The 17,669-nt window shown below is 71.8% G+C and carries 19 protein-coding genes; 9 read left to right on the top strand and 10 right to left on the bottom strand.

The genetic code is table 11. The features are described 5' to 3' along the window. Window positions 1–107: 107 nt before the first annotated feature. Window positions 108–1,076, top strand: a complete 969-nt coding sequence (locus IF45_RS0100610) for a YihY/virulence factor BrkB family protein (RefSeq protein ID WP_030304820.1) — start codon at window positions 108–110, stop codon at window positions 1,074–1,076. A gap of 9 nt (window positions 1,077–1,085) precedes the next feature. On the opposite strand, the gene IF45_RS0100605 is transcribed toward IF45_RS0100610, so the two are convergent. Next, complete coding sequence (locus IF45_RS0100605; protein ID WP_008405264.1) at window positions 1,086–2,336, bottom strand: D-alanyl-D-alanine carboxypeptidase family protein; 1,251 nt, start codon at window positions 2,334–2,336, stop codon at window positions 1,086–1,088. A gap of 136 nt (window positions 2,337–2,472) precedes the next feature. Between IF45_RS0100605 and IF45_RS0100600 the strand changes: the two genes are divergently transcribed. The 5 genes from IF45_RS0100600 to IF45_RS0100575 all read left to right on the top strand — a co-directional run bounded on the left by IF45_RS0100600 (window position 2,473) and on the right by IF45_RS0100575 (window position 6,049). Further along, a complete protein-coding gene (locus tag IF45_RS0100600) occupies window positions 2,473–2,760 on the top strand; it encodes an SCO4848 family membrane protein (protein WP_008405262.1) in 288 nt (95 codons plus the stop codon). Window positions 2,761–2,781: 21 nt separating this feature from the next. Then, entirely contained in the window at window positions 2,782–4,197 is a 1,416-nt protein-coding gene (locus IF45_RS0100595) for a metallophosphoesterase (protein WP_030304818.1), read from the top strand. Between the two features lie 169 nt (window positions 4,198–4,366). Further along, window positions 4,367–4,759: an ATP-binding protein gene (locus tag IF45_RS0100590; protein ID WP_256671055.1), complete on the top strand. Its 393-nt coding sequence runs from the start codon at window positions 4,367–4,369 to the stop codon at window positions 4,757–4,759. Beyond that, entirely contained in the window at window positions 4,756–5,223 is a 468-nt protein-coding gene (locus IF45_RS0100585; RefSeq protein WP_030304815.1) for a hypothetical protein, read from the top strand. Before IF45_RS0100590 ends, IF45_RS0100585 begins: the two co-directional genes overlap by 4 nt. A gap of 577 nt (window positions 5,224–5,800) precedes the next feature. Next, a complete protein-coding gene (locus tag IF45_RS0100575) occupies window positions 5,801–6,049 on the top strand; it encodes a hypothetical protein (RefSeq protein ID WP_030304811.1) in 249 nt (82 codons plus the stop codon). A gap of 659 nt (window positions 6,050–6,708) precedes the next feature. Here the strand turns inward: IF45_RS0100575 and IF45_RS0100565 are convergent. The 8 genes from IF45_RS0100565 to IF45_RS0100530 all read right to left on the bottom strand — a co-directional run bounded on the left by IF45_RS0100565 (window position 6,709) and on the right by IF45_RS0100530 (window position 12,904). Beyond that, entirely contained in the window at window positions 6,709–7,581 is an 873-nt protein-coding gene (locus IF45_RS0100565) for a TetR/AcrR family transcriptional regulator (RefSeq protein ID WP_037637449.1), read from the bottom strand. Window positions 7,582–7,591: 10 nt separating this feature from the next. Continuing rightward, window positions 7,592–8,068, bottom strand: a complete 477-nt coding sequence (locus IF45_RS0100560) for a thiol-disulfide oxidoreductase DCC family protein (protein WP_003948441.1) — start codon at window positions 8,066–8,068, stop codon at window positions 7,592–7,594. A gap of 5 nt (window positions 8,069–8,073) precedes the next feature. After that, entirely contained in the window at window positions 8,074–8,496 is a 423-nt protein-coding gene (locus IF45_RS0100555) for a hypothetical protein (RefSeq protein ID WP_030304806.1), read from the bottom strand. Between the two features lie 180 nt (window positions 8,497–8,676). After that, a complete protein-coding gene (locus IF45_RS0100550) occupies window positions 8,677–9,435 on the bottom strand; it encodes a succinate dehydrogenase iron-sulfur subunit (protein WP_003948439.1) in 759 nt (252 codons plus the stop codon). Continuing rightward, window positions 9,435–11,189, bottom strand: coding sequence for a succinate dehydrogenase flavoprotein subunit (gene sdhA / locus IF45_RS0100545; RefSeq protein WP_003948438.1), 1,755 nt, complete (start codon window positions 11,187–11,189; stop codon window positions 9,435–9,437). Before sdhA ends, IF45_RS0100550 begins: the two co-directional genes overlap by 1 nt. Before the next feature lie 22 nt (window positions 11,190–11,211). Then, window positions 11,212–11,688, bottom strand: coding sequence for a succinate dehydrogenase hydrophobic membrane anchor subunit (locus tag IF45_RS0100540; protein ID WP_003948437.1), 477 nt, complete (start codon window positions 11,686–11,688; stop codon window positions 11,212–11,214). Between the two features lie 5 nt (window positions 11,689–11,693). Continuing rightward, window positions 11,694–12,074, bottom strand: a complete 381-nt coding sequence (sdhC, locus tag IF45_RS0100535; RefSeq protein ID WP_003948436.1) for a succinate dehydrogenase, cytochrome b556 subunit — start codon at window positions 12,072–12,074, stop codon at window positions 11,694–11,696. A gap of 137 nt (window positions 12,075–12,211) precedes the next feature. Then, on the bottom strand, window positions 12,212–12,904 hold the full coding sequence (locus tag IF45_RS0100530) for a 2-oxo-4-hydroxy-4-carboxy-5-ureidoimidazoline decarboxylase (RefSeq protein WP_020571955.1): 693 nt from the start codon (window positions 12,902–12,904) through the stop codon (window positions 12,212–12,214). 285 nt (window positions 12,905–13,189) lie between these two features. On the opposite strand from IF45_RS0100530, the gene IF45_RS0100525 reads away from it, so the two are divergent. The 3 genes from IF45_RS0100525 (at window position 13,190) to IF45_RS0100515 (ending at window position 16,562) form a co-directional block, all read left to right on the top strand. Then, a complete protein-coding gene (locus IF45_RS0100525; RefSeq protein WP_015507778.1) occupies window positions 13,190–14,881 on the top strand; it encodes a beta-N-acetylhexosaminidase in 1,692 nt (563 codons plus the stop codon). A gap of 190 nt (window positions 14,882–15,071) precedes the next feature. Next, window positions 15,072–15,878, top strand: a complete 807-nt coding sequence (locus IF45_RS0100520) for a DUF4328 domain-containing protein (protein ID WP_203627643.1) — start codon at window positions 15,072–15,074, stop codon at window positions 15,876–15,878. Between the two features lie 177 nt (window positions 15,879–16,055). Continuing rightward, the gene (locus IF45_RS0100515; RefSeq protein WP_008405242.1) at window positions 16,056–16,562 is read left to right on the top strand and encodes a hypothetical protein; all 507 of its coding nucleotides are present in this window, start codon (window positions 16,056–16,058) and stop codon (window positions 16,560–16,562) included. A gap of 7 nt (window positions 16,563–16,569) precedes the next feature. Here the strand turns inward: IF45_RS0100515 and IF45_RS0100510 are convergent, their stop codons facing one another. After that, a complete protein-coding gene (locus IF45_RS0100510; protein ID WP_015507780.1) occupies window positions 16,570–17,667 on the bottom strand; it encodes a DUF4185 domain-containing protein in 1,098 nt (365 codons plus the stop codon). Window positions 17,668–17,669 lie beyond the last annotated feature (2 nt).

Here is a 17,669-nt window from a genome sequence, read left to right as displayed (position 1 = left end):
CCGAGTTTCACTGGGATGGTCCATTCATTGAATTGTCTCCGCTCATGCCGTAATTGTGGGGGTGTGCGGCCGGTCATGGCCGCGTCCCCAGCGGGTAGGCGGAACGTGTGGACTGGCTGACGAAGCTCCCGGTGGTCGGGCCGTGGATGACCCGGCTCATGCACACCCACCTGTGGCGCACCTACGAGACGCTGGACCGCACGAGGTGGTCGCAGCTGGCCGCCGCGATGACGTACATCAGCTTCCTCGCGCTCTTCCCGCTGCTCACCCTGGTCGCCGCCGTCGCCGCCTCCACCCTCTCCAGGGCGCGGCAGCGCGAACTCCAGGACCAGCTGGCCGAGCAGGTCCCCGGCATCTCCGACCAGCTCGACATCGCCTCCCTGGTCGACAACGCCGGCACCGTCTCCCTCATCGCCGGCGCCCTGCTCCTCTTCACCGGCGTCGGCTGGGTCGGCTCGATCCGCGACTGCCTGCGCGCCGTCTGGGAACTCCCCGCCCTGGAGGGCAACCCGGTCGCGCGCAAGGCCAAGGACGTGATCGTGCTGCTCGGCCTCGGCGCCGCCGGGATCGTCTCGCTGGTCGCCTCCACGGCCGGCGGCAGCGCGCTCGGCTGGATCGCCCGGCAGATCGGCCTCGCCGAGACCGGCGTCGGCACCGTCCTGCTCAGGGCCGCCGCCTTCGCCCTCGCCGTCCTCGCCGGCTTCCTCGTCCTGCTCTACGTCCTCACGCTGCTCCCCGCCGTCCACCCCCGGCGCCGGGCCCTGCTGGGCGCGGCCCTGATCGGCGCGGTCGGCTTCGAACTCCTCAAGCTGCTGCTCGGCGGCTACATCAGCGGGGTCGCCGCCAAGAGCATGTACGGCGCCTTCGGCGTCCCCATCGCCCTGCTCCTGTGGATCAACTTCACCGCCAAGCTCGTCCTCGTCTGCGCGGCCTGGACGGCGACCCCGCTGGAGGAGGGCGGGCCCCGGGAGGCGGACGCGGACGACGGCACCGACGGCGCTACGGAGGAGCAGGGCGGCGCCACCCGGGCCCGCCCGGCCGGGGAGACTCCCCGGCGCGAGCCCTTCCAGCGGTAGCCCGGCTCCTCAGCGGCGCCGGCCGCGCGTCCCCTGCCCGGGCAGCGGGCGGCGCCGGTTGACCACGTACACCCCGGCGCCGAGCATCACCAGCGAGGCGCCCGCCACCGCCAGTGCCGTGCCGACCCCGTCCGAGCCGCCGGCGGCGGCCGCCTGTGCCTTGCCGCCGCCCGCCGGAGCCGGGGCCCCGCCCGCCGCGCCCTCGTCCGGCGCGCCCGAGGCGTCACCGGTGGCCGGTACCGCGCTGAGCGGCGGGACCAGGGTGCCGACCGGCTCGGCCTTCTCCGCGGCCTGGAAACCCCAGTCGAAGAGGCGGGCCGTCTCCTGGTAGACGGCGTTGCTCTCCTTGCCGTCCGGGTTCATAACGGTGACCAGCAGCACCCGGCCGCCCCGCTCGGCGACCCCGGTGAAGGTGGCCCCCGCGTTGGTGGTGTTGCCGTTCTTCACCCCCGCGATGCCCTCGTACCGCTCCATGCCGTACGCGCCGGTGAGCAGGCGGTTGGTGTTCTGGATGCCGAAGTGCTCGCGCTTCTTGCCCTTCTTCTTCTCACCCGGGAACTCCGCGCTCACCGTCGCGCAGTACTCCCGGAAGTCCTTGTCCTGCATCCCGGAGCGGGCGATGAGCGTCAGGTCGTACGCGCTGGAGAGCTGGCCCTTGGCGTCGTAGCCGTCCGGGCTGACCACATGGGTGTCGAGCGCCTGGAGCTCCTCGGCGCGGGCGTTCATGTCGGCGACCGTCCTGTCGATGCCGCCGTTCATCGCGGACAGCACGTGCACGGCGTCGTTGCCGGAGGAGAGGAAGACGCCGAGCCACAGGTCGTGGACGGTGTACGTCTGGTCCTCCTTGACCCCGACCAGGCTGGAGCCCGCGCCCACACCGGCCAGCTCCTCGTCGGTGACCAGGTGCTTCTCGTCCTTGGGGAGCTTGGGCAGCACGGTGTCGGCGAAGAGCATCTTCATCGTGGAGGCGGGCGGCAGCTTCCAGTGCGCGTTGTGCGCGGCGAGGACGTCCCCGTTCTCCGCGTCCGCGACGATCCAGGACCGCCCGGTGAGCTTCTTCGGGAGCTTCGGCACCCCCGGCCCGGCGTTCACCTGCGTACCGGCCTGGCCCAGCCGCGCGCCGCCGATCTCCGACATCTTCCCCGGCGGCTTCGCCTTGTCGTCGTCCGGCTTCTCGGCGGCAACTGCCGGGAACGCGGCGGAAAGCGTCAGCAAGGCGGTGGAGGCGACCAGCACGGTGGTCTTTCGCAAGGCAGGCACGATCGAGAACGTACAGGTACGGGCTGATGCTGTCTGCGCCCCGGTAGGCCGGCTGCCCGCCGCACCAAGCGGAACGGCGGCCACCGGCTCCCGACCCCGGCGCGGGGAGGCGGAGCCGGGCCGCGATACTGGGCGTATGAAGCTCAGCCGCCCGGTCTCCTGGTTCCTGCTCGCCTTCGGGGTGTGGAGCTGGTTCATCTGGGTCACCTTCGTCAAGAATCTCTGGAACGACGCGAGCGGGCTCGCCTTCGACGCCGCCGGGGACCCCACCGCCTACTTCTGGGTCCACCTGCTGCTCGCCGTGACGTCCTTCCTTCTGGGGACGGCCGTGGGGGCCGTCGGGTTGCGCGGTCTGCGCGCCCTGCGCCGTGAGAAGAACCCCACCCCCGCCACCAGCCCCGCCCCGCCCGGCCCCACCCCCTGACCCGAGGACCGAACGAGCGCCATGAACCCCCTCTTCATCGTCGTCGCCTGCGCCGTCCTGGCCTCGCTGGTGGCCCTGCACTGGTACGTCTGGCGCCGCCTGGTCCGGGACACCACCCGGCCCGGCTCCCTCGTGCGCCGCGTCGCCACGGTGCTCGTCGTCCTCGGCCCGGTGCTCTTCGTCGGCGCCTTCGCCACCGGCCGCTCCGGCCTGCCGTTCGTGGTCAAGCAGATCGTGGCCTGGCCCGGCTACCTCTGGGGCGCCGTCTTCCTCTACCTGCTCCTCGCCCTCCTCGCCGGCGAACTGGTCCGCCCGCTGCTGCTGCGCATGCGGGCACCGGGGGAGCGCGGGCGCGAGGCCGGCGGGGCGGAGCCTGCGGAGCCCGCCGGGCCCGCTGAGTCCGCCGAGCCCTCGGCTCCGGCGGACACCACGGGCACCCGTACCTCCCCGGCCGACGAGCCCGCCGGTACCGGCAGCCCGACCGGCACCGCCACCGGCGGCTGTGCCGTCGCCGAGCCGGCCACCGCGACCGCCCCGTCCGCCCCGGCGCCCCCGGCCCCGCCCGCCGGCATCCTGCCGCCCGGCGACCCGGACCCGAAGCCCCGCCCGACCCCCTCCCGCCGCCTCTTCGTCTCCCGGATCGTCGGCGGGACGGCCGCCGCCGTCGCCCTCGGCACCGTCGGCGCCGGAACGTACGGCGTGCTGCGCGGGCCCAGGCTCAAGCACGTCACCGTGCCGCTGGCCAAGCTGCCGCGCGCCGCCCACGGCTACCGCATCGCCGTCGTCAGCGACGTCCACCTCGGGCCGATACTCGGCCGGGGACACACCCAGCGCATCGTCGACACGATCAACTCCGCCCAGCCCGACCTCGTCGCCGTCGTCGGCGACCTGGTCGACGGCAGCGTGGCGGAGCTGGGCCACGCCGCCGAGCCCCTCGCCCAGCTGCGGGCCCGTGACGGCAGCTACTTCGTCACCGGCAACCACGAGTACTTCTCCGGCGCCGCCGAGTGGGTCGACCACGTCCGCGAGCTGGGGCTGCGCCCGCTGGAGAACGCCCGGGTGGAGAAGGCCGGCTTCGACCTCGCCGGGGTCAACGACGTGGCGGGCGAGAGCTACGGCCAGGGCCCCGACTTCGTCCGCGCCCTCGGCGACCGGGACCGCGGCCGGGCCAGCGTCCTCCTCGCCCACCAGCCGATCGTCATCGACGAGGCGGTCGAGCACGGCGTCGACCTCCAGCTCTCCGGCCACACCCACGGCGGCCAGCTCTGGCCCGGCAACCTCATCGCCGGCCTCGCCAACCCGACCGTCGAGGGCCTGGAGCGCTACGGCGACACCCAGCTCTACGTCTCCCGGGGCGCGGGCGCCTGGGGCCCGCCGGTACGCGTCGGCGCCCCCTCCGACATCACGATCGTCCAGCTCGCCGCCAAGCGGAGCTGACCCTTCCGACCCCCTCGGCGGGCGGTGAGCGCCTTTTTCCGCCCACCGCCCGCCGAAACAGCGGGCCACCACCCGCCGGGCCGCTCCGGAGTGATCCGTGGGCGGCCCGCGGCGTTCCTCTTTCGCACCTGACATTGCGTCATGTGAGAGAAGTGTGTGCACTGTGGGGATGACGGAGTCGGTTGTGCTGAGACGCAAGGCGTTCCGGCTGCCCCGGCACCCCGCTTCGGTGGGTGAGGCCAGGCACCGGACCGGGGGCCATCTGGCCAGCTGGGGACACCCACCACGGAGCGCGATACGCGAGGAGACCGTCCTGCTGGTCTCCGAACTCGCCGCCGACACCGTCCTCCACGGCCCCCGCGACGAACCCGACTTCGAGGTCGCCGTCACCGTCCTCGCCCACGGCTCCTGCCTCGTCGAGGTCTCCGACGGCATCCCCGACGAGGCCGTCCTCCCCGGCCACGCCCGCACCCTGGTCACAGCCGTCTCGGAGGCCTGGGGCGTCCGCGACCGGGGGCGGTACGGGAAGACGGTGTGGGCGCTGGCGACGGTCGCACCATGACGCCTCCGATACGGGAGTGGCGCCGCCGCCCGGCAACCCGCCTCCTCCTGGCGACCCTCGCCACCACCCTGACGGCCGCCTCCTTCGCTCTGGCCTTCCTCCTCGTCAGAGGGGAGGACCTGGGACCGTCCTTCGCCCCCTGGCAGGAGATCACCGGCACCCTGCTCCTGGCCGCCTACGCCGCCGTCTGCGCCGCCATGTCCCGCGCCCGCCTCACCCTCGACTCCCGCACCCTCACCGTGCGGAACCTCCGCGAGACCGCGATACCCCTCGAAGAGATCGAACGCGTCGAATTCCGCCACGGATTCATGGCGATCCACACCACCACCGGCGACCTCCACCGTTCCCTCGCCCTGGACGGGGCCGACTTCCCCCGCTTCTGGCGCACCCCGTCACGCGGACGCGAGGCCAAACGCGCGATCCTCCGCGCCATCGCACGCCGCCACGAGGAGACCACCGCCTGAACATGCGCCGCCTTAACGAAGCTGCCCGTCCGGCAGACCTGCCAGGAAAGCGAGCAGAGGTCCGTCTTGGTCATTCTCTGCGTGATCCATCTGGCCGCTGGTGTCGGCCTTCTGCTCAATCTCGGGGATTCCGCGCACCGGGTCTACGCCTGGGCCATGGACCACTCGCCGTACGGAGCGGGCAGAGGGTTCTCGCCCTTCGTCGTACGTGTGGCCGGGCTGTGTGTGGCAGCCGCTGCCACCACGATGCTCGTGGAGAGCCTGGGATGACGGCTTGGGCCCTGTCCGGCCCGGACGGAGAGAGCGAACGGCATGCCGCCTGCGGCAAGGGCCAGTTGGGGCTTCCTCGGACTCCTGCTGCTCGGCGTGTCCGCCTACGCGGTCACTTCCGTCGCGACCCGTCTCGGCCTCCTTGGCCAGCGGCAGGAGGCACCAGTGGACGAAGGCTTCGTCGCCGGCACGACGCGCGCTCTCTTCTGTGTACTACCACTGACCGCGTCCGGGGTGTGCTTCCTGCGGGCCTGCGCGGGCCGGGGCCCTCCTCGCCGTCCGCCGACGGGGCGGGCTGGTTGAGGCGATGAACACCGTGGATGTCGCCGTGCCTTACCTCATCTGTTTCACCCTGTTGGGGGCCGGTATTTCCTTGGCCTTCGATCTCTTCGGGATTCGAAAGTTCCTGACAGGGGAGGGTTCGCCGTTCAGTGAATGGCGGCACGCGAGGGAGGCTTTTGTTTCGGTCGCGTCTCAAGTGATCGGTGTGCTGCTGGTCGGTCTGGCCGCGTTGGGCATTCTCATGATTACGGTAAGTCTGTATTTCCCGCGCTAACATGTCGGAGTATTTTCATGTCCTTCTTTGCGTTTACTTCCCTCTTCCTCCCTATAGGGGTGTACGTTCTGCGGGAACGGCCTGCTCAGGAGGCCGGGGCGAGAGCAATCTTGCGCAGCTCGGGTATGTCTGACAGGTTCATCACTTCTATTGCTGTCGGATGGGCGCTGGTGGGCTCGCTCTCTCTGCTCATTTGCATTGCGTCCCTGTGGTAATTCATGCGTTCCGGGTGTCGTGTCGGCCCGGTCGTGGTGGTCCTGGGTGCGGGGAGGAGGGTGATGAGCGTGCAGGGCGCAGGGTGTGTGATCTTCGCCCTCGGGTTGCTGGGCGTCCTGGTTTCCAGTAAAGGGCAGCGTGGGTGGGAGGATTGGGGAACGGCGGCCAGGTGGGGGGGGGGCTTCGGTGAGTCTTGTTGTCGTTGTGACGGGACTTGTATTGATGGATCGACCAGGCCCCTGACTCCGAGGCCCGCTCGCCTCTGCGGCTCCACGGCAGAGCGAGAAGGGGCATTCTTCGTGCTGCTGCCCTGCGTAGGCGGGAAATCGAAGCCGCGCAAGCCGATCAGCCCCGGGCGTCCTGTCCGGTTGACTCTTCATCACCCGCCGCAAGCAGCGCTCCTTCGATGCGGCGACGTGAAGTGGGCGCTGTGGTGGAGGCAGTCAGTCGGCGGCAGGTCGTTCGCGTACGTCCGGCTGCTCCGGGGCCGTGCCCCGTGCCTCCCCGCCCCCCTTCCGCCGCTCCTTCGCGCTGAGCGTCTCGCTCGCCCCCGGCAGGAAGTCCATCAGTAGTTCGTGGACCTCCCGCACCAGCGGCCGTAGCACCCGGAACCGCGACAGGCTCACCCCCCGGGCCGTCAGCCGGGCCCCCCGCACCGCCAGCCTGCGGGTGCGTTCCGTGTCCGGGGAGGAGTCGAAGACCCAGTAGAGGACGAGGCCCATCTGGGCCAGCCACATCAGTTCGGGGAGGAGGGTGGCGAGTTCGGCGGGGGGTTTGGCGCGGGAGCCGGTGAGGGTCTCGCGCTGGATGGCGATGGCGGCGTCGCGGGCGGGGGAGGAGTCGGTGGAGAAGGGGCTCAGGGGGCTGGCGGGGTCGGCGGCGTTCTTGAAGAACTGGGCGGCGAACTCGTGGTACGGGGCCGCGATGTCGAGCCAGGCGGTGAGGACCCCGGCGAAGCGCTCCTCCAGGCCGGTCTCGCGGGCCAGGACTGGGGCCACGGCCGCCCGGTGTTCGTCGGCGATGCGGTCGTAGAAGCCCTGGACCAGGTGTTCCTTGGAGGCGAAGTAGTAGTACGTGTTGCCGGTGGAGACGCCGGCCTCGCGGGCGATGGCGCGCATCGTGGTCTTGTCGAAGCCGCGCTCCTGGAAGAGGCGCAGGGCCGTCTCCAGGATCAGGGTGCGGGTCTGCTCGCTCTTGGCGGTCCGGCCGTCCGGCTCCTTGGCCAAGGCGGCCGGTGCCGCCGCCGGTGCCGACGGGGCGGCCGCCCCCCGCGCGCTCGCCCCGTCGTGTTTTTCGCTGGTCTTCTTGCCTGCCACGCGGCCGAGCCTAGCCGTCCGCCGGGCAGGTCGTGTCGCACCCCGGGGGCTCGAAGACCCAGCCCGTACGGGGGTCGTACCGCCAGCCGTCCGTGGCCGGGTAGGTGGCGCCGCCCCACTGCCGGGTGGTCTCCCGCAGGCGGGCGGCGGCCAGGACCGCGCCCCGGGCCAGGGCGGCGCCGGAGGTGGTGGTGGCGAGGCGGTGGGCGAGGGCGCGGTAGCCGTCGAGGGCCCACAGGACGGTGATCCAGGCGGCCGTTCCCCGGAAGACCTGGCCGCCGTCGCCCACCACGGTGAGCTCGTCCAGGGTGGCCGCGTGGTCCAGGCCCGGCAGCAGCTCCCTGGCCCGCTCGGAGCCGGCCGGGACCAGGTCGAGCGGGACGAGCTGGCGGCGGCGCTCCAGCCAGCCGCTCAGCTGGGTGCAGAGCGGGCACCCGGCGTCGTACAGCACGGTCAGCCGCCGTACGGGCCGGTGGGTGGCGGGCACCGGGGTCAGCCCTTCGCCGGGGCGGCGAACGGGCCGGCGGCGAGGTGGGCGTCGGGGGCGACCGGCGGGTGGGTCTCCTGGTCGCGGATGCCGCGGCGGCGGATCTTGGAGAGGACCCAGACGTTGCCCAGGTGCAGGACGCCGAGGACCAGCAGGACCACGCCGAGCTTGGCGGAGAGTTCCTCGAAGAGGGCGGCGGTGGAGGCGATCTCGTCGCCGCCGCGCAGGTAGAGGGCGACGAAGCCGAGGTTGACGAGGTAGAAGCCGACCACCAGGAGGTGGTTGACGGCGTCGGCCAGCCGTTCGTCGCCGTGCAGGACGTCGGCGATGAAGAGGCGGCCGTTGCGGCTCAGCGTCCGGGCCACCCAGATCGTCAGGGCGATGCTGACGACCAGGTAGACGGCGTACGAGACCACTGTGAGGTCCATGTCCCCACCCTTCTTGAACGTGTTCAAAAAGCTGTCACGCGTGACAGTAGACCTCTTTTTGAACATGTTCAAGAAAGTGCCCGCACGGGCTGCGCCGCCGCGTCCGGGCATGCCGAAGGCCCCGCCCCCGGATGTACCGGGAACGGGGCCTTCGGGGCTGAGCGGGACCCTGAGCGGGACTCAGTAGCGGCGCGTGATGAGCGCCTTCTTGACCTCGGCGATCGCCTTGGTGACCTCGATACCGCGCGGGCAGGCGTCCGTGCAGTTGAACGTGGTGCGGCAGCGCCACACGCCGTCCTTGTCGTTGAGGATCTCCAGCCGCTGCTCGCCGGCCTCGTCACGCGAGTCGAAGATGAAGCGGTGGGCGTTGACGATGGCGGCCGGACCGAAGTACTGGCCGTCGTTCCAGAAGACCGGGCACGACGAGGTGCACGCGGCGCACAGGATGCACTTGGTGGTGTCGTCGAACCGTTCGCGGTCCTCGGCCGACTGCAGGCGCTCGCGGGTCGGCTCGTTCCCCTTGGTGACCAGGAACGGCATGACGTCCCGGTACGCCTGGAAGAACGGCTCCATGTCCACCACGAGGTCCTTGAGGACCGCGAGACCCTTGATGGGCTCGACCGTGATGGGCTTCTCCGGGTTGATGTCCTTGATCAGCGTCTTGCACGCGAGGCGGTTGCGGCCGTTGATGCGCATGGCGTCGGAGCCGCAGATGCCGTGGGCGCAGGAACGGCGGAACGTCAGCGTCCCGTCCATCTCCCACTTGACCTTGTGGAGCGCGTCGAGGACCCGCTCCTTGGGGTCGATCTCCAGCGCGAAGTCCTCCCAGGTGACCTCGTCGGAGACCTCGGGCAGGAACCGGCGCACGCGCAGCGTGATCGTGATCAGGTGGGACGCGGTGGCGTCCTGGGCCGGCTTGTCGAGTACGGGGGTAGCCATCAGTACTTACGCTCCATCGGCTGGTAGCGGGTCTGGACGACCGGCTTGTAGTCGAGCCGGATCGACTCCTGGCCGTCGTCGCCGACCTCGCGGTACGCCATGGTGTGGCGCATGAAGTTGACGTCGTCGCGGTTGGGGAAGTCCTCGCGGTAGTGACCGCCGCGCGACTCCTTGCGGGCGAGGGCCGACTGCGCCATGACCTCGGCCAGGTCGAGCAGGTTGCCCAGCTCGATGGCCTCCAGCAGGTCCGTGTTGAAGCGGCGGCCCTTGTCCTGGACGGAGACGTTCTTGTACCGGGCGCGCAGCTCGGCGATCTTGTCGACGGCCGTCTTGATGGTCTGCTCGGTGCGGAAGACCATGACGTTGGCGTCCATCGTCTCCTGCAGCTCGGTGCGCAGCTCGGTGACGCGCTCCGTGCCGTTGGAGTCCCGCAGCCGCTCGACCATCTCGATCACCTGGGCGGCCGGGTCCTCCGGCAGCTCCACGTAGTCGTTGCCGTGGGAGTACTCGGCGGCGGCGATGCCCGCCCGGCGCCCGAAGACGTTGATGTCGAGCAGCGAGTTGGTGCCGAGGCGGTTGGCGCCGTGCACCGAGACGCAGGCGACCTCACCGGCGGCGTACAGGCCCGGGACGACCGTGGTGTTGTCCGCGAGGACCTCACCCTGGACGTTGGTGGGGATGCCGCCCATGGCGTAGTGCGCGGTCGGCTGGATCGGGATCGGGTCCGTGTAGGGCTCGATCCCGAGGTAGGTGCGCGCGAACTCGGTGATGTCCGGGAGCTTGGCGTCCAGCTGCTCCGGCGGCAGGTGGGTGAGGTCGAGGAAGACGTGGTCGCCCTCGGGACCGCAGCCGCGGCCCTCGCGGATCTCCGTGTAGATGGAGCGCGAGACGACGTCACGCGAGGCGAGGTCCTTCATGACGGGCGCGTACTTCTCCATGAAGCGCTCGCCGTCCTTGTTGCGGAGGATGCCGCCCTCACCGCGGGCGCCCTCGGTCAGGAGGATGCCCATGCGCCAGATGCCGGTCGGGTGGAACTGGAAGAACTCCATGTCCTCCAGCGGCAGGCCCCGGCGGAAGCAGGCGGCCTGGCCGTCACCGGTCAGCGTGTGCGCGTTCGACGTCACCTTGAAGAACTTGCCGGTGCCGCCGGAGGCGTAGACGACCGACTTGGCCTGGAAGACGTGGATCTCGCCGGTGGCCAGCTCGTAGGCGACGACGCCGGCGGACTTCTTGACCCCGTCGACCTCGGTGATGAGCTGGTCCAGGACGTAGAACTCGTTGAAGAACTCCACGCCCTCCTTGACGCAGTTCTGGTACAGCGTCTGGAGGATCATGTGGCCGGTGCGGTCGGCCGCGTAGCACGCGCGGCGGACCGGGGCCTCGCCGTGGCTGCGGGTGTGACCGCCGAAGCGGCGCTGGTCGATGCGGCCCTCGGGCGTCCGGTTGAACGGCAGGCCCATCTTCTCGAGGTCCAGGACCGCGTCGATGGCCTCCTTCGCCAGGATCTCGGCGGCGTCCTGGTCGACCAGGTAGTCACCGCCCTTGACCGTGTCGAAGGTGTGCCACTCCCAGTTGTCGTCCTCGACGTTGGCGAGGGCGGCGGCCATGCCGCCCTGGGCCGCGCCGGTGTGGGAGCGGGTCGGGTAGAGCTTGGTCAGCACGGCGGTGCGGCTGCGCTTCGTCGCCTCGATGGCGGCGCGCATGCCGGCGCCGCCGGCGCCGACGATGACGGTGTCGTACTTGTGGATCTTCATGTCGGTTGCCTCAGCCCCGTGCCTAGCGGATGTTCGGGTCGAAGGTGAAGATCACCAGCGTGCCCAGCAGAATGGTGAACACCGTGGCCGTGTAGAGCAGGCCCTTCAGCCACAGTCGGGTGCCCGCGCGCTCGGCGTAGTCGTTGATGACGGTGCGCAGGCCGTTGGAGCCGTGCAGCATCGCCAGCCAGAGCATGGCCAGGTCCCAGACCTGCCAGAACGGGGACGCCCAGCGGCCGGCCACGAAGGCGAAGCCGATCTTGGAGACGCCGCCGTCCAGCACGAGCTGGATCAGCAGGTGGCCGATGACCAGGACGACGAGGACGACACCGGACAGGCGCATGAAGAGCCACGCGGCCAGTTCGAAGTTGCCGCGGGTCGACTTGGGCGTTTTGCGGGTGCGCTGGCGGGGCGGCTCGATGATCGGCGCGGGGTGGTCGACGTCGTAGAGGGAAGCGCCCTCGACGGGGCCGACGGCGGCGTTGGTCTCAGTGGACATCAGCGTCAGCTCCCGAACACTTCGCGTACGGCGTGGCCGAGGACGGGGTACAGGGCCCCGACCATCAGAACGAGCCACACTCCCACCACGGACCACAGCATCTGCTTCTGGTAGCGGGCGCCCTTCGACCAGAAGTCGACGGCGATCACCCGCAGGCCGTTGAGCGCGTGGAAGAGCACGGCGGCGACGAGGCCGTACTCCAGCAGGGCGACGATGGGCGTCTTGTAGGTCGCAACGACCTCGTCGTACGCCTCGGGAGAGACGCGGACGAGAGCGGTGTCCAGCACGTGTACGAACAGGAAGAAGAAAATGAGGACGCCGGTGACTCGATGAGCCACCCAGGACCACATTCCTTCCCGGCCGCGGTACAGCGTTCCAGCCGGCACGGAAGAACCCTCCGGGGAAAGGATTTGGGGCCTGCCGGCTTCCTAGGTCGGTCTTGGCCCGGCCGGGTACGGTCCACCGGCCCTGGACATCGTAGCGACGTGTTGTCGGTTCCCTCGCGCCGGGGCCTTCGGTGTGATCAAACTGGCACGTACGGGCTATCAGGACGCCCCGAATCCCGCGATTCCGGGCATACGGCGTCTTCTGGCGACCCGTACGGGCGGTCCGGGGCGCGCCTGCCGGGCGCGGGGAGCGAGGCCGCCGGCCGGGCCGCGCCCGCCGCCCGCGCGGCCAGCCGCCCCCGGACCAGGCGCCGCAGCTCCTCGGTGGCCAGTGCCAGCTCGGCCTCCTCGTCGTGGTCGAGGCGGGTGTGGATCGCGGTCAGCCGCTGGTTGAGGGCGTGTGCGGCGCTCGCCCCGTCCAGGCAGACGACGAAGGGGAAGCCGAACTTCGCCGCGTACGCCGTCTGGGCGTGGGCCAGCGCGGTGTCCGCCGCCGAGTAGCCGCTCGGCGGGGCGGCGGAGCGGTCGGCCTCGCCGGTCAGCGCCTCGCGCCGGGCGACGGGCGGCAGATCGTAGAGCGCTTCGTCGCTCGCGGCGAGCAGGGCCGAGACGTCCGGGTACGGGCGGTGGGCCACCAGCCGCCCGGCCCAGGCCGGGCTGGCGCAGCAGGTCAGGAGCGCGGCGGCGGCCCGGTCGGCCGGGTCCGAGTTGAGCCGGGCGAGTCCGGGCGGCACCGTGGGGTAGCCGGGTACGGCCGGGGCGTGGGTGCTCCGGCCTCGTTCTGCGGGCAGCGTGTCCTCCTCGTGCGGGGGCGGGGACAGCGCCGCCACGCTAGCGAGGGAGGACGGAAAGAGTCCGACGCATGCGCGAATTTCATCCGAACGGGAGAGTTTCGAGACGTTTCGTGGACGCCCGCACGCTGCGCTGACACCCCCGACCGGGCGATTTCCCGCCGCCGACGGCGCCCGGGCGTGTCCCTCGCGCTCCCCGTGCTCCCACCCGCTCCACCGGACGGGTGACCCGCCCCCACCGCACCCCGTTCACCCGGACGGACCAGCCCCCGACCCCGGACCCGCACTCCCCTTCCCCCAGCCCCCACGATCTACGGAGCCCCCATGGACGCCGACCGCCCGCGCGAACCGCAGGACCCCGACGGCCCCCACGCGCCCGGTGGGGGCTCGACCCCGGCCCGGCCGCGCGGCCACCGCAAGCCCTCGGGCGGGCGGGCCCGGTACCTGGCGGGCATCGCCGCGGTGGTCGTCGCCGGGGGCGCCGCGCTGGCCGTCGCGTTCTGGCCGCACGAGGACCGGGCCCCCGACGGCTCCACCCCGGACGGCGGCTCCGCCGAGGCGCCGGTCCGCGACCCCTCCTCGTACCCGGTGTCGAAGGAGCCCGCGACCGTCCCCTCGGTGCGTGAGCACGAGGCGGCGCGCGGGCCCGGGTGGAAGCCGGGCGAGGGCAGCAGAGTCGTCGTCGCCGACGGGGAGCTGGCCGACGAGGGCCGGCTGCTCGCCCGCGAGCTGAACGTCGACTACGGCGGCGAGGCCGAGCCGGAGCGCGGCGACGTCCGCCTCGACGTGGCGGGCGACACCCCCGGCGGCCCCCAGTCGTACGAGCTGCGCGTCGCCGACGGGCAGGTCCGGATCACCGCGCCTGACCAGGCCGGCGTCTTCTACGGCACCCGCACCCTCAAGCAGGCGCTGCGCACCGGGTCGAGCGCGCCCGAGGGCGTGATCAAGGACGCGCCCGCCAAGCCGCAGCGCGGCTTCATGCTGGACATCGCCCGCAAGCCCTACCCGGTCGACTGGATCGAGGACCGGATACGCGAGCTGGGCGACCTCAAGTACAACCAGCTCTCGCTCCACTTCTCCGACGACCAGGCGTTCCGCATCGAGTCCGAGAGCCACCCCGAGATCGTCTCGGACGACCACCTCACCAAGGACCAGGTGCGCCGCCTGCTCAAGGTCGCCGCCGAGCGGCACATCACCGTCATCCCCGAGATCGACTCCCCGGGCCACCTCGGCGCCGTCATCAAGGCCCACCCGGACCTCCAGCTCCGGGCCGCCAACGGGGACACCCCGCGCGGTGCCATCGACATCGCCAACCCGGACTCCGCCCGCATCGTCGACGACCTGCTGAAGGAGTACGCGGAGCTGTTCAAGGGCGGCTACTGGCACCTCGGCGCCGACGAGTACCCGGCCCTGATGGCGCAGAACCCCGAGCAGTCCTACCCCCAGCTGGCCCGCGCCGCCCGCGACAAGTACGGGCAGGACGCCGGGATCGAGGACCTCGCCACCGGCTGGGTCGCCGACCGGGCCGCCACCATGCGCCCCTTCGACCGCACCCTCAAGGTCTGGAACGACGGCCTCTTCGCCGACACCCGGGTCAAGCCGCCCAAGGGCCTGGAGGTCGAGTACTGGACCGGCAAGGAGATCGGCGCCCGCCCGCCCCTCCAGTACCTGGAGGAGGGGTTCAAGGTGATCAACATGAACGACGAGTACCTCTACTACGTGCTCGGCGAGCCCCAGACCTTCACCTATCCCACCGGGGAGCGGATCTACCGCGAGTGGACCCCGCTGGTGCTGCGCGGCTCCGAGCCGGTCGCCGGCCGCTGGAACGACCAGATCCTCGGCGCCCGCTTCGCCGTCTGGGGCGACATCGCGAACGCCCAGACCACCGACCAGATCGCCGAGGGCATCCGGATGCCGCTCGCCGCCCTCGCCGAGAAGGTGTGGCACAGCGGCAAGCCGGAGCGGAGCTGGACCGAGTTCCGCCAGCTCGCCGACAAGGCGACGACCGAGGAGTGACCCGGCGGCTCGCACCCGCGGACCGGAAAAGGAGCTTCCGGACGCCCCGCCGCTGCCTTACTCTTCGCTGGTCAACGCCCCGTCCGCCGCCGGATGACCGCGCCCGGACGGGGCTTTCCGCTGTGCGCGGCCGCACGCCTCGGGGGAGGGGCGCGGGCGCACGGCTCCACCCGTGGGGGGTTCCTTCGTCATGCTCTGTGTCAGATGTCAGGTCGCCGAGGCCCAACCGTCCTCGGTGCAGTGCGCCCTCTGCGCCACCTACCCCGGCCACCCCCGGACCGGCGCCGAGGCCAACGGCGCTCCGGCCGTGCTCCGCTCACCGGTGGCCCTGGGGTGGGCGACCGCCGGGCTGTTCGCGGCGGTCGGCCTCACCGACCTGGTTTCCGCCGTGCTGGATCTCCGGTTGGCCGGGCTCGTCGGCCGGTTGGCCGACGGGGACTGGGCGGTGGCCGAGTGGGTGGGCGGCGTCGAGCAGTTCACCGTGTGGACCGGCCACTTCTGGTCGCTGGTCTATTTCGCCAGCATCGTCGTCTTCCTCGTTTGGTTCCGGCGCAGCCGGGTCAACGCCGAGGTCTTCGACCCGCACGGCCACACCCTTAGGCGCGGCTGGGCGGTGGGAGGCTGGTTCGTACCGTTCGCCAATCTCTGGCTCCCGCGCCGGGTCGCCGTGGACACCTGGCGCGCCTGCGCCTCGCCGGCCGACCGGCGGGGCACGTGGCTGCTCAACCTCTGGTGGGTCACCTTCGTCGTCGACACCGTGGTGGGCAACGGCGCCTCGCGCATCCTCCGCCGCGCCGAGGAACTGGACGAGATCGCCCGCGCCTACCGGTACGTCGCCTACTCCGAGCTGTTCAGCGTCGTGCACGCCGTCATCGCCGTCCTCTTCGTGCTGGCGCTGACCCGGCGCCAGGACGCCCGCGCCCACCAGCCCTGGCCACCGGCGGCGCCCGGGCCCCTGCCGGAAGTCCCGGACGCTCCGGCGCCCGAGAAGGTCTGACCCCGGCGCGCGCCCGCGCGGCCCGCATCCCTCCGGCCGGCGGGATGCGGGCTTTCGGTGGCGCTCGCGGCCCCTGATGTGCTGAAGTCGCCGCAGGCCCCCGGCCGGGAACGTTCGGGCACCCGAGCGGCGTCCCTGCCGGTGGAGTCACGCACACGAGCGCGGGGGAGCACGGTTATGGGGTACTGGGGCTATTACGTCGTGGCCAGGAGCGCCGCACCGCTCGACACACTGGCGGCCCTGCGGCCGGTCGGCGCCGCGCTGACCCTGCTGGAGCACCGGCCCGACGACTGGCAGATCTGGGAGTGCCCCACCCAGGGCGGCCCCACCGACATCGGCAGCATGAACACGCTCGCCGAGGAGACCGGCCACCCCGCCCTCTTCGGCTACGTCATGGACAGCGCCTGCGTCGTCATCGAGGCGGCCGGGCCGGAGAGCGGAGGGTGGACCGCCTGCCTCGCCCGGGACGCGATGGCCCAGCGGCTGGCCGCCGACGGCCTCGCCGTCGAGGACTACTTCCTGGAGCCGCCCGACGCCGCCGACCGCGCGGTCGCCTGGGCCGCCGAGGCCGGGCACGAGGCGGCGTACCGGCCGCTGCTCGACACCTTCACCGCCCCGGCGGACCCCTTCGCCGAACCGCTCTTCTTCCGCTTCCTGGACCGGGCCGGGATTCTCCCGATGTGAGGCCCGGTCAGCGGGTCAGCCCGTTGATCCGGTACTGCATCACCCGGTAGTTCTGCGCGTCGTACCACTGGCTGACGGCCAGGTGCAGGTCGCCGACGGTGGAGCCCGGGACGATGAAGCCGCCGTACGGGCTGGCCACCGCGTTGCCCCCCTCGCGGCCCGGGACGGTGGGGACGATCGTGGTCTGCTCCGGTGTGGTGAAGAGGTTGGAGGTCGGCAGCGGGAAGAACTGGGCCCGCAGGTCGAGCGGGGCCATGTTGAGCCAGCTCAGCGCGTAGCCCCCGTCCATCGCGCGGAAGCAGATCTCGCCCCAGCGGCGGGCGGCGGTCACCGTGGTCGGCGGGTTCCCCCAGGCCCAGGCGCCGCCCGCGTACCCCCACGGCTCGTACGCGGCCGGGTTGCCCAGGGCGTCCTGGCGGACGCGGTGCAGGAGCAGGCCGGAGGTGATGTCGCGGTTGAAGACGGTGGACAGCACGTAGCAGTAGCCGTCGTCGGCGACCGCGTACGTCTTCTGCTGGAACTGGCCGCCGTACTGGTCGCCGGGCCACTGGCAGAGGTACTGCCAGGTCTCGCCGTTGTCGTCGGAGCGCCAGAAGTCCGAGTGGTGGGTCCGGTAGATCACGCCGCGCATCAGGTGCATGTACATCGTCGAGCCGACGGTGAAGACGTCGGAGGGGATGGCGGTGGTGCCGCCCTCGTGGCCCTCCGGGACCAGGCCCACCGCCCGGCCGCCGCCCACGCAGCCGTCGACGGTGAGGGCGGCCGGGTCGGCGTTCGAGGAGCGCAGCCCCACCGGCGAACGCCAGTCCGGGCCGCCGACGCCCCCGCCGTCGAAGGTGTCCCCGCAGACCAGCAGCATCGAGCCGTCCGGGCAGCGCACCGGAATCCCGAGGTCGGTCCAGGGGGCGCCGAAGCGGCCGGTCTGGGCGGGGCCGGTGAGGTCGCGGACCTTGGCGCCGGTGGCCCGTGCTCCCGGGGCCCGCGCGGTGGCGCTCGCGCCCGGAGCGGCGGCGGCGAGGCCGGTCAGGGCGAGGCCGCCGCCCGCGGCGCCGCGCAGCAGCGCGCGGCGGCTCGGGCGCGGGCCGGACGGGGTGGGTCCGTGCATGT

The sequence above is a fragment of the Streptomyces albidoflavus genome (genome assembly GCF_000719955.1).
In the GTDB taxonomy this organism is placed as follows: Bacteria; Actinomycetota; Actinomycetes; order Streptomycetales; family Streptomycetaceae; genus Streptomyces; species Streptomyces albidoflavus.
This window is presented reverse-complemented; position numbering and strand designations above follow the sequence as displayed.

What these genes read in the sequence shown, in the direction of transcription:
- IF45_RS0100525 (WP_015507778.1), top strand. Translation starts at nt 13,190, where the DNA reads ATGGACGCCGACCGCCCGCGCGAACCGCAGGACCCCGACGGCCCCCAC.
- IF45_RS0100590 (WP_256671055.1), top strand. Translation starts at nt 4,367, where the DNA reads ATGACGGAGTCGGTTGTGCTGAGACGCAAGGCGTTCCGGCTGCCCCGG.
- IF45_RS0100575 (WP_030304811.1), top strand. Translation starts at nt 5,801, where the DNA reads ATGAACACCGTGGATGTCGCCGTGCCTTACCTCATCTGTTTCACCCTG.
- IF45_RS0100515 (WP_008405242.1), top strand. Translation starts at nt 16,056, where the DNA reads ATGGGGTACTGGGGCTATTACGTCGTGGCCAGGAGCGCCGCACCGCTC.
- IF45_RS0100520 (WP_203627643.1), top strand. Translation starts at nt 15,072, where the DNA reads ATGCTCTGTGTCAGATGTCAGGTCGCCGAGGCCCAACCGTCCTCGGTG.
- IF45_RS0100585 (WP_030304815.1), top strand. Translation starts at nt 4,756, where the DNA reads ATGACGCCTCCGATACGGGAGTGGCGCCGCCGCCCGGCAACCCGCCTC.
- IF45_RS0100595 (WP_030304818.1), top strand. Translation starts at nt 2,782, where the DNA reads ATGAACCCCCTCTTCATCGTCGTCGCCTGCGCCGTCCTGGCCTCGCTG.
- IF45_RS0100600 (WP_008405262.1), top strand. Translation starts at nt 2,473, where the DNA reads ATGAAGCTCAGCCGCCCGGTCTCCTGGTTCCTGCTCGCCTTCGGGGTG.
- IF45_RS0100540 (WP_003948437.1), bottom strand. Translation starts at nt 11,688, where the DNA reads ATGTCCACTGAGACCAACGCCGCCGTCGGCCCCGTCGAGGGCGCTTCC.
- IF45_RS0100555 (WP_030304806.1), bottom strand. Translation starts at nt 8,496, where the DNA reads ATGGACCTCACAGTGGTCTCGTACGCCGTCTACCTGGTCGTCAGCATC.
- IF45_RS0100550 (WP_003948439.1), bottom strand. Translation starts at nt 9,435, where the DNA reads ATGGCTACCCCCGTACTCGACAAGCCGGCCCAGGACGCCACCGCGTCC.
- sdhA (WP_003948438.1), bottom strand. Translation starts at nt 11,189, where the DNA reads ATGAAGATCCACAAGTACGACACCGTCATCGTCGGCGCCGGCGGCGCC.
- IF45_RS0100510 (WP_015507780.1), bottom strand. Translation starts at nt 17,667, where the DNA reads ATGCACGGACCCACCCCGTCCGGCCCGCGCCCGAGCCGCCGCGCGCTG.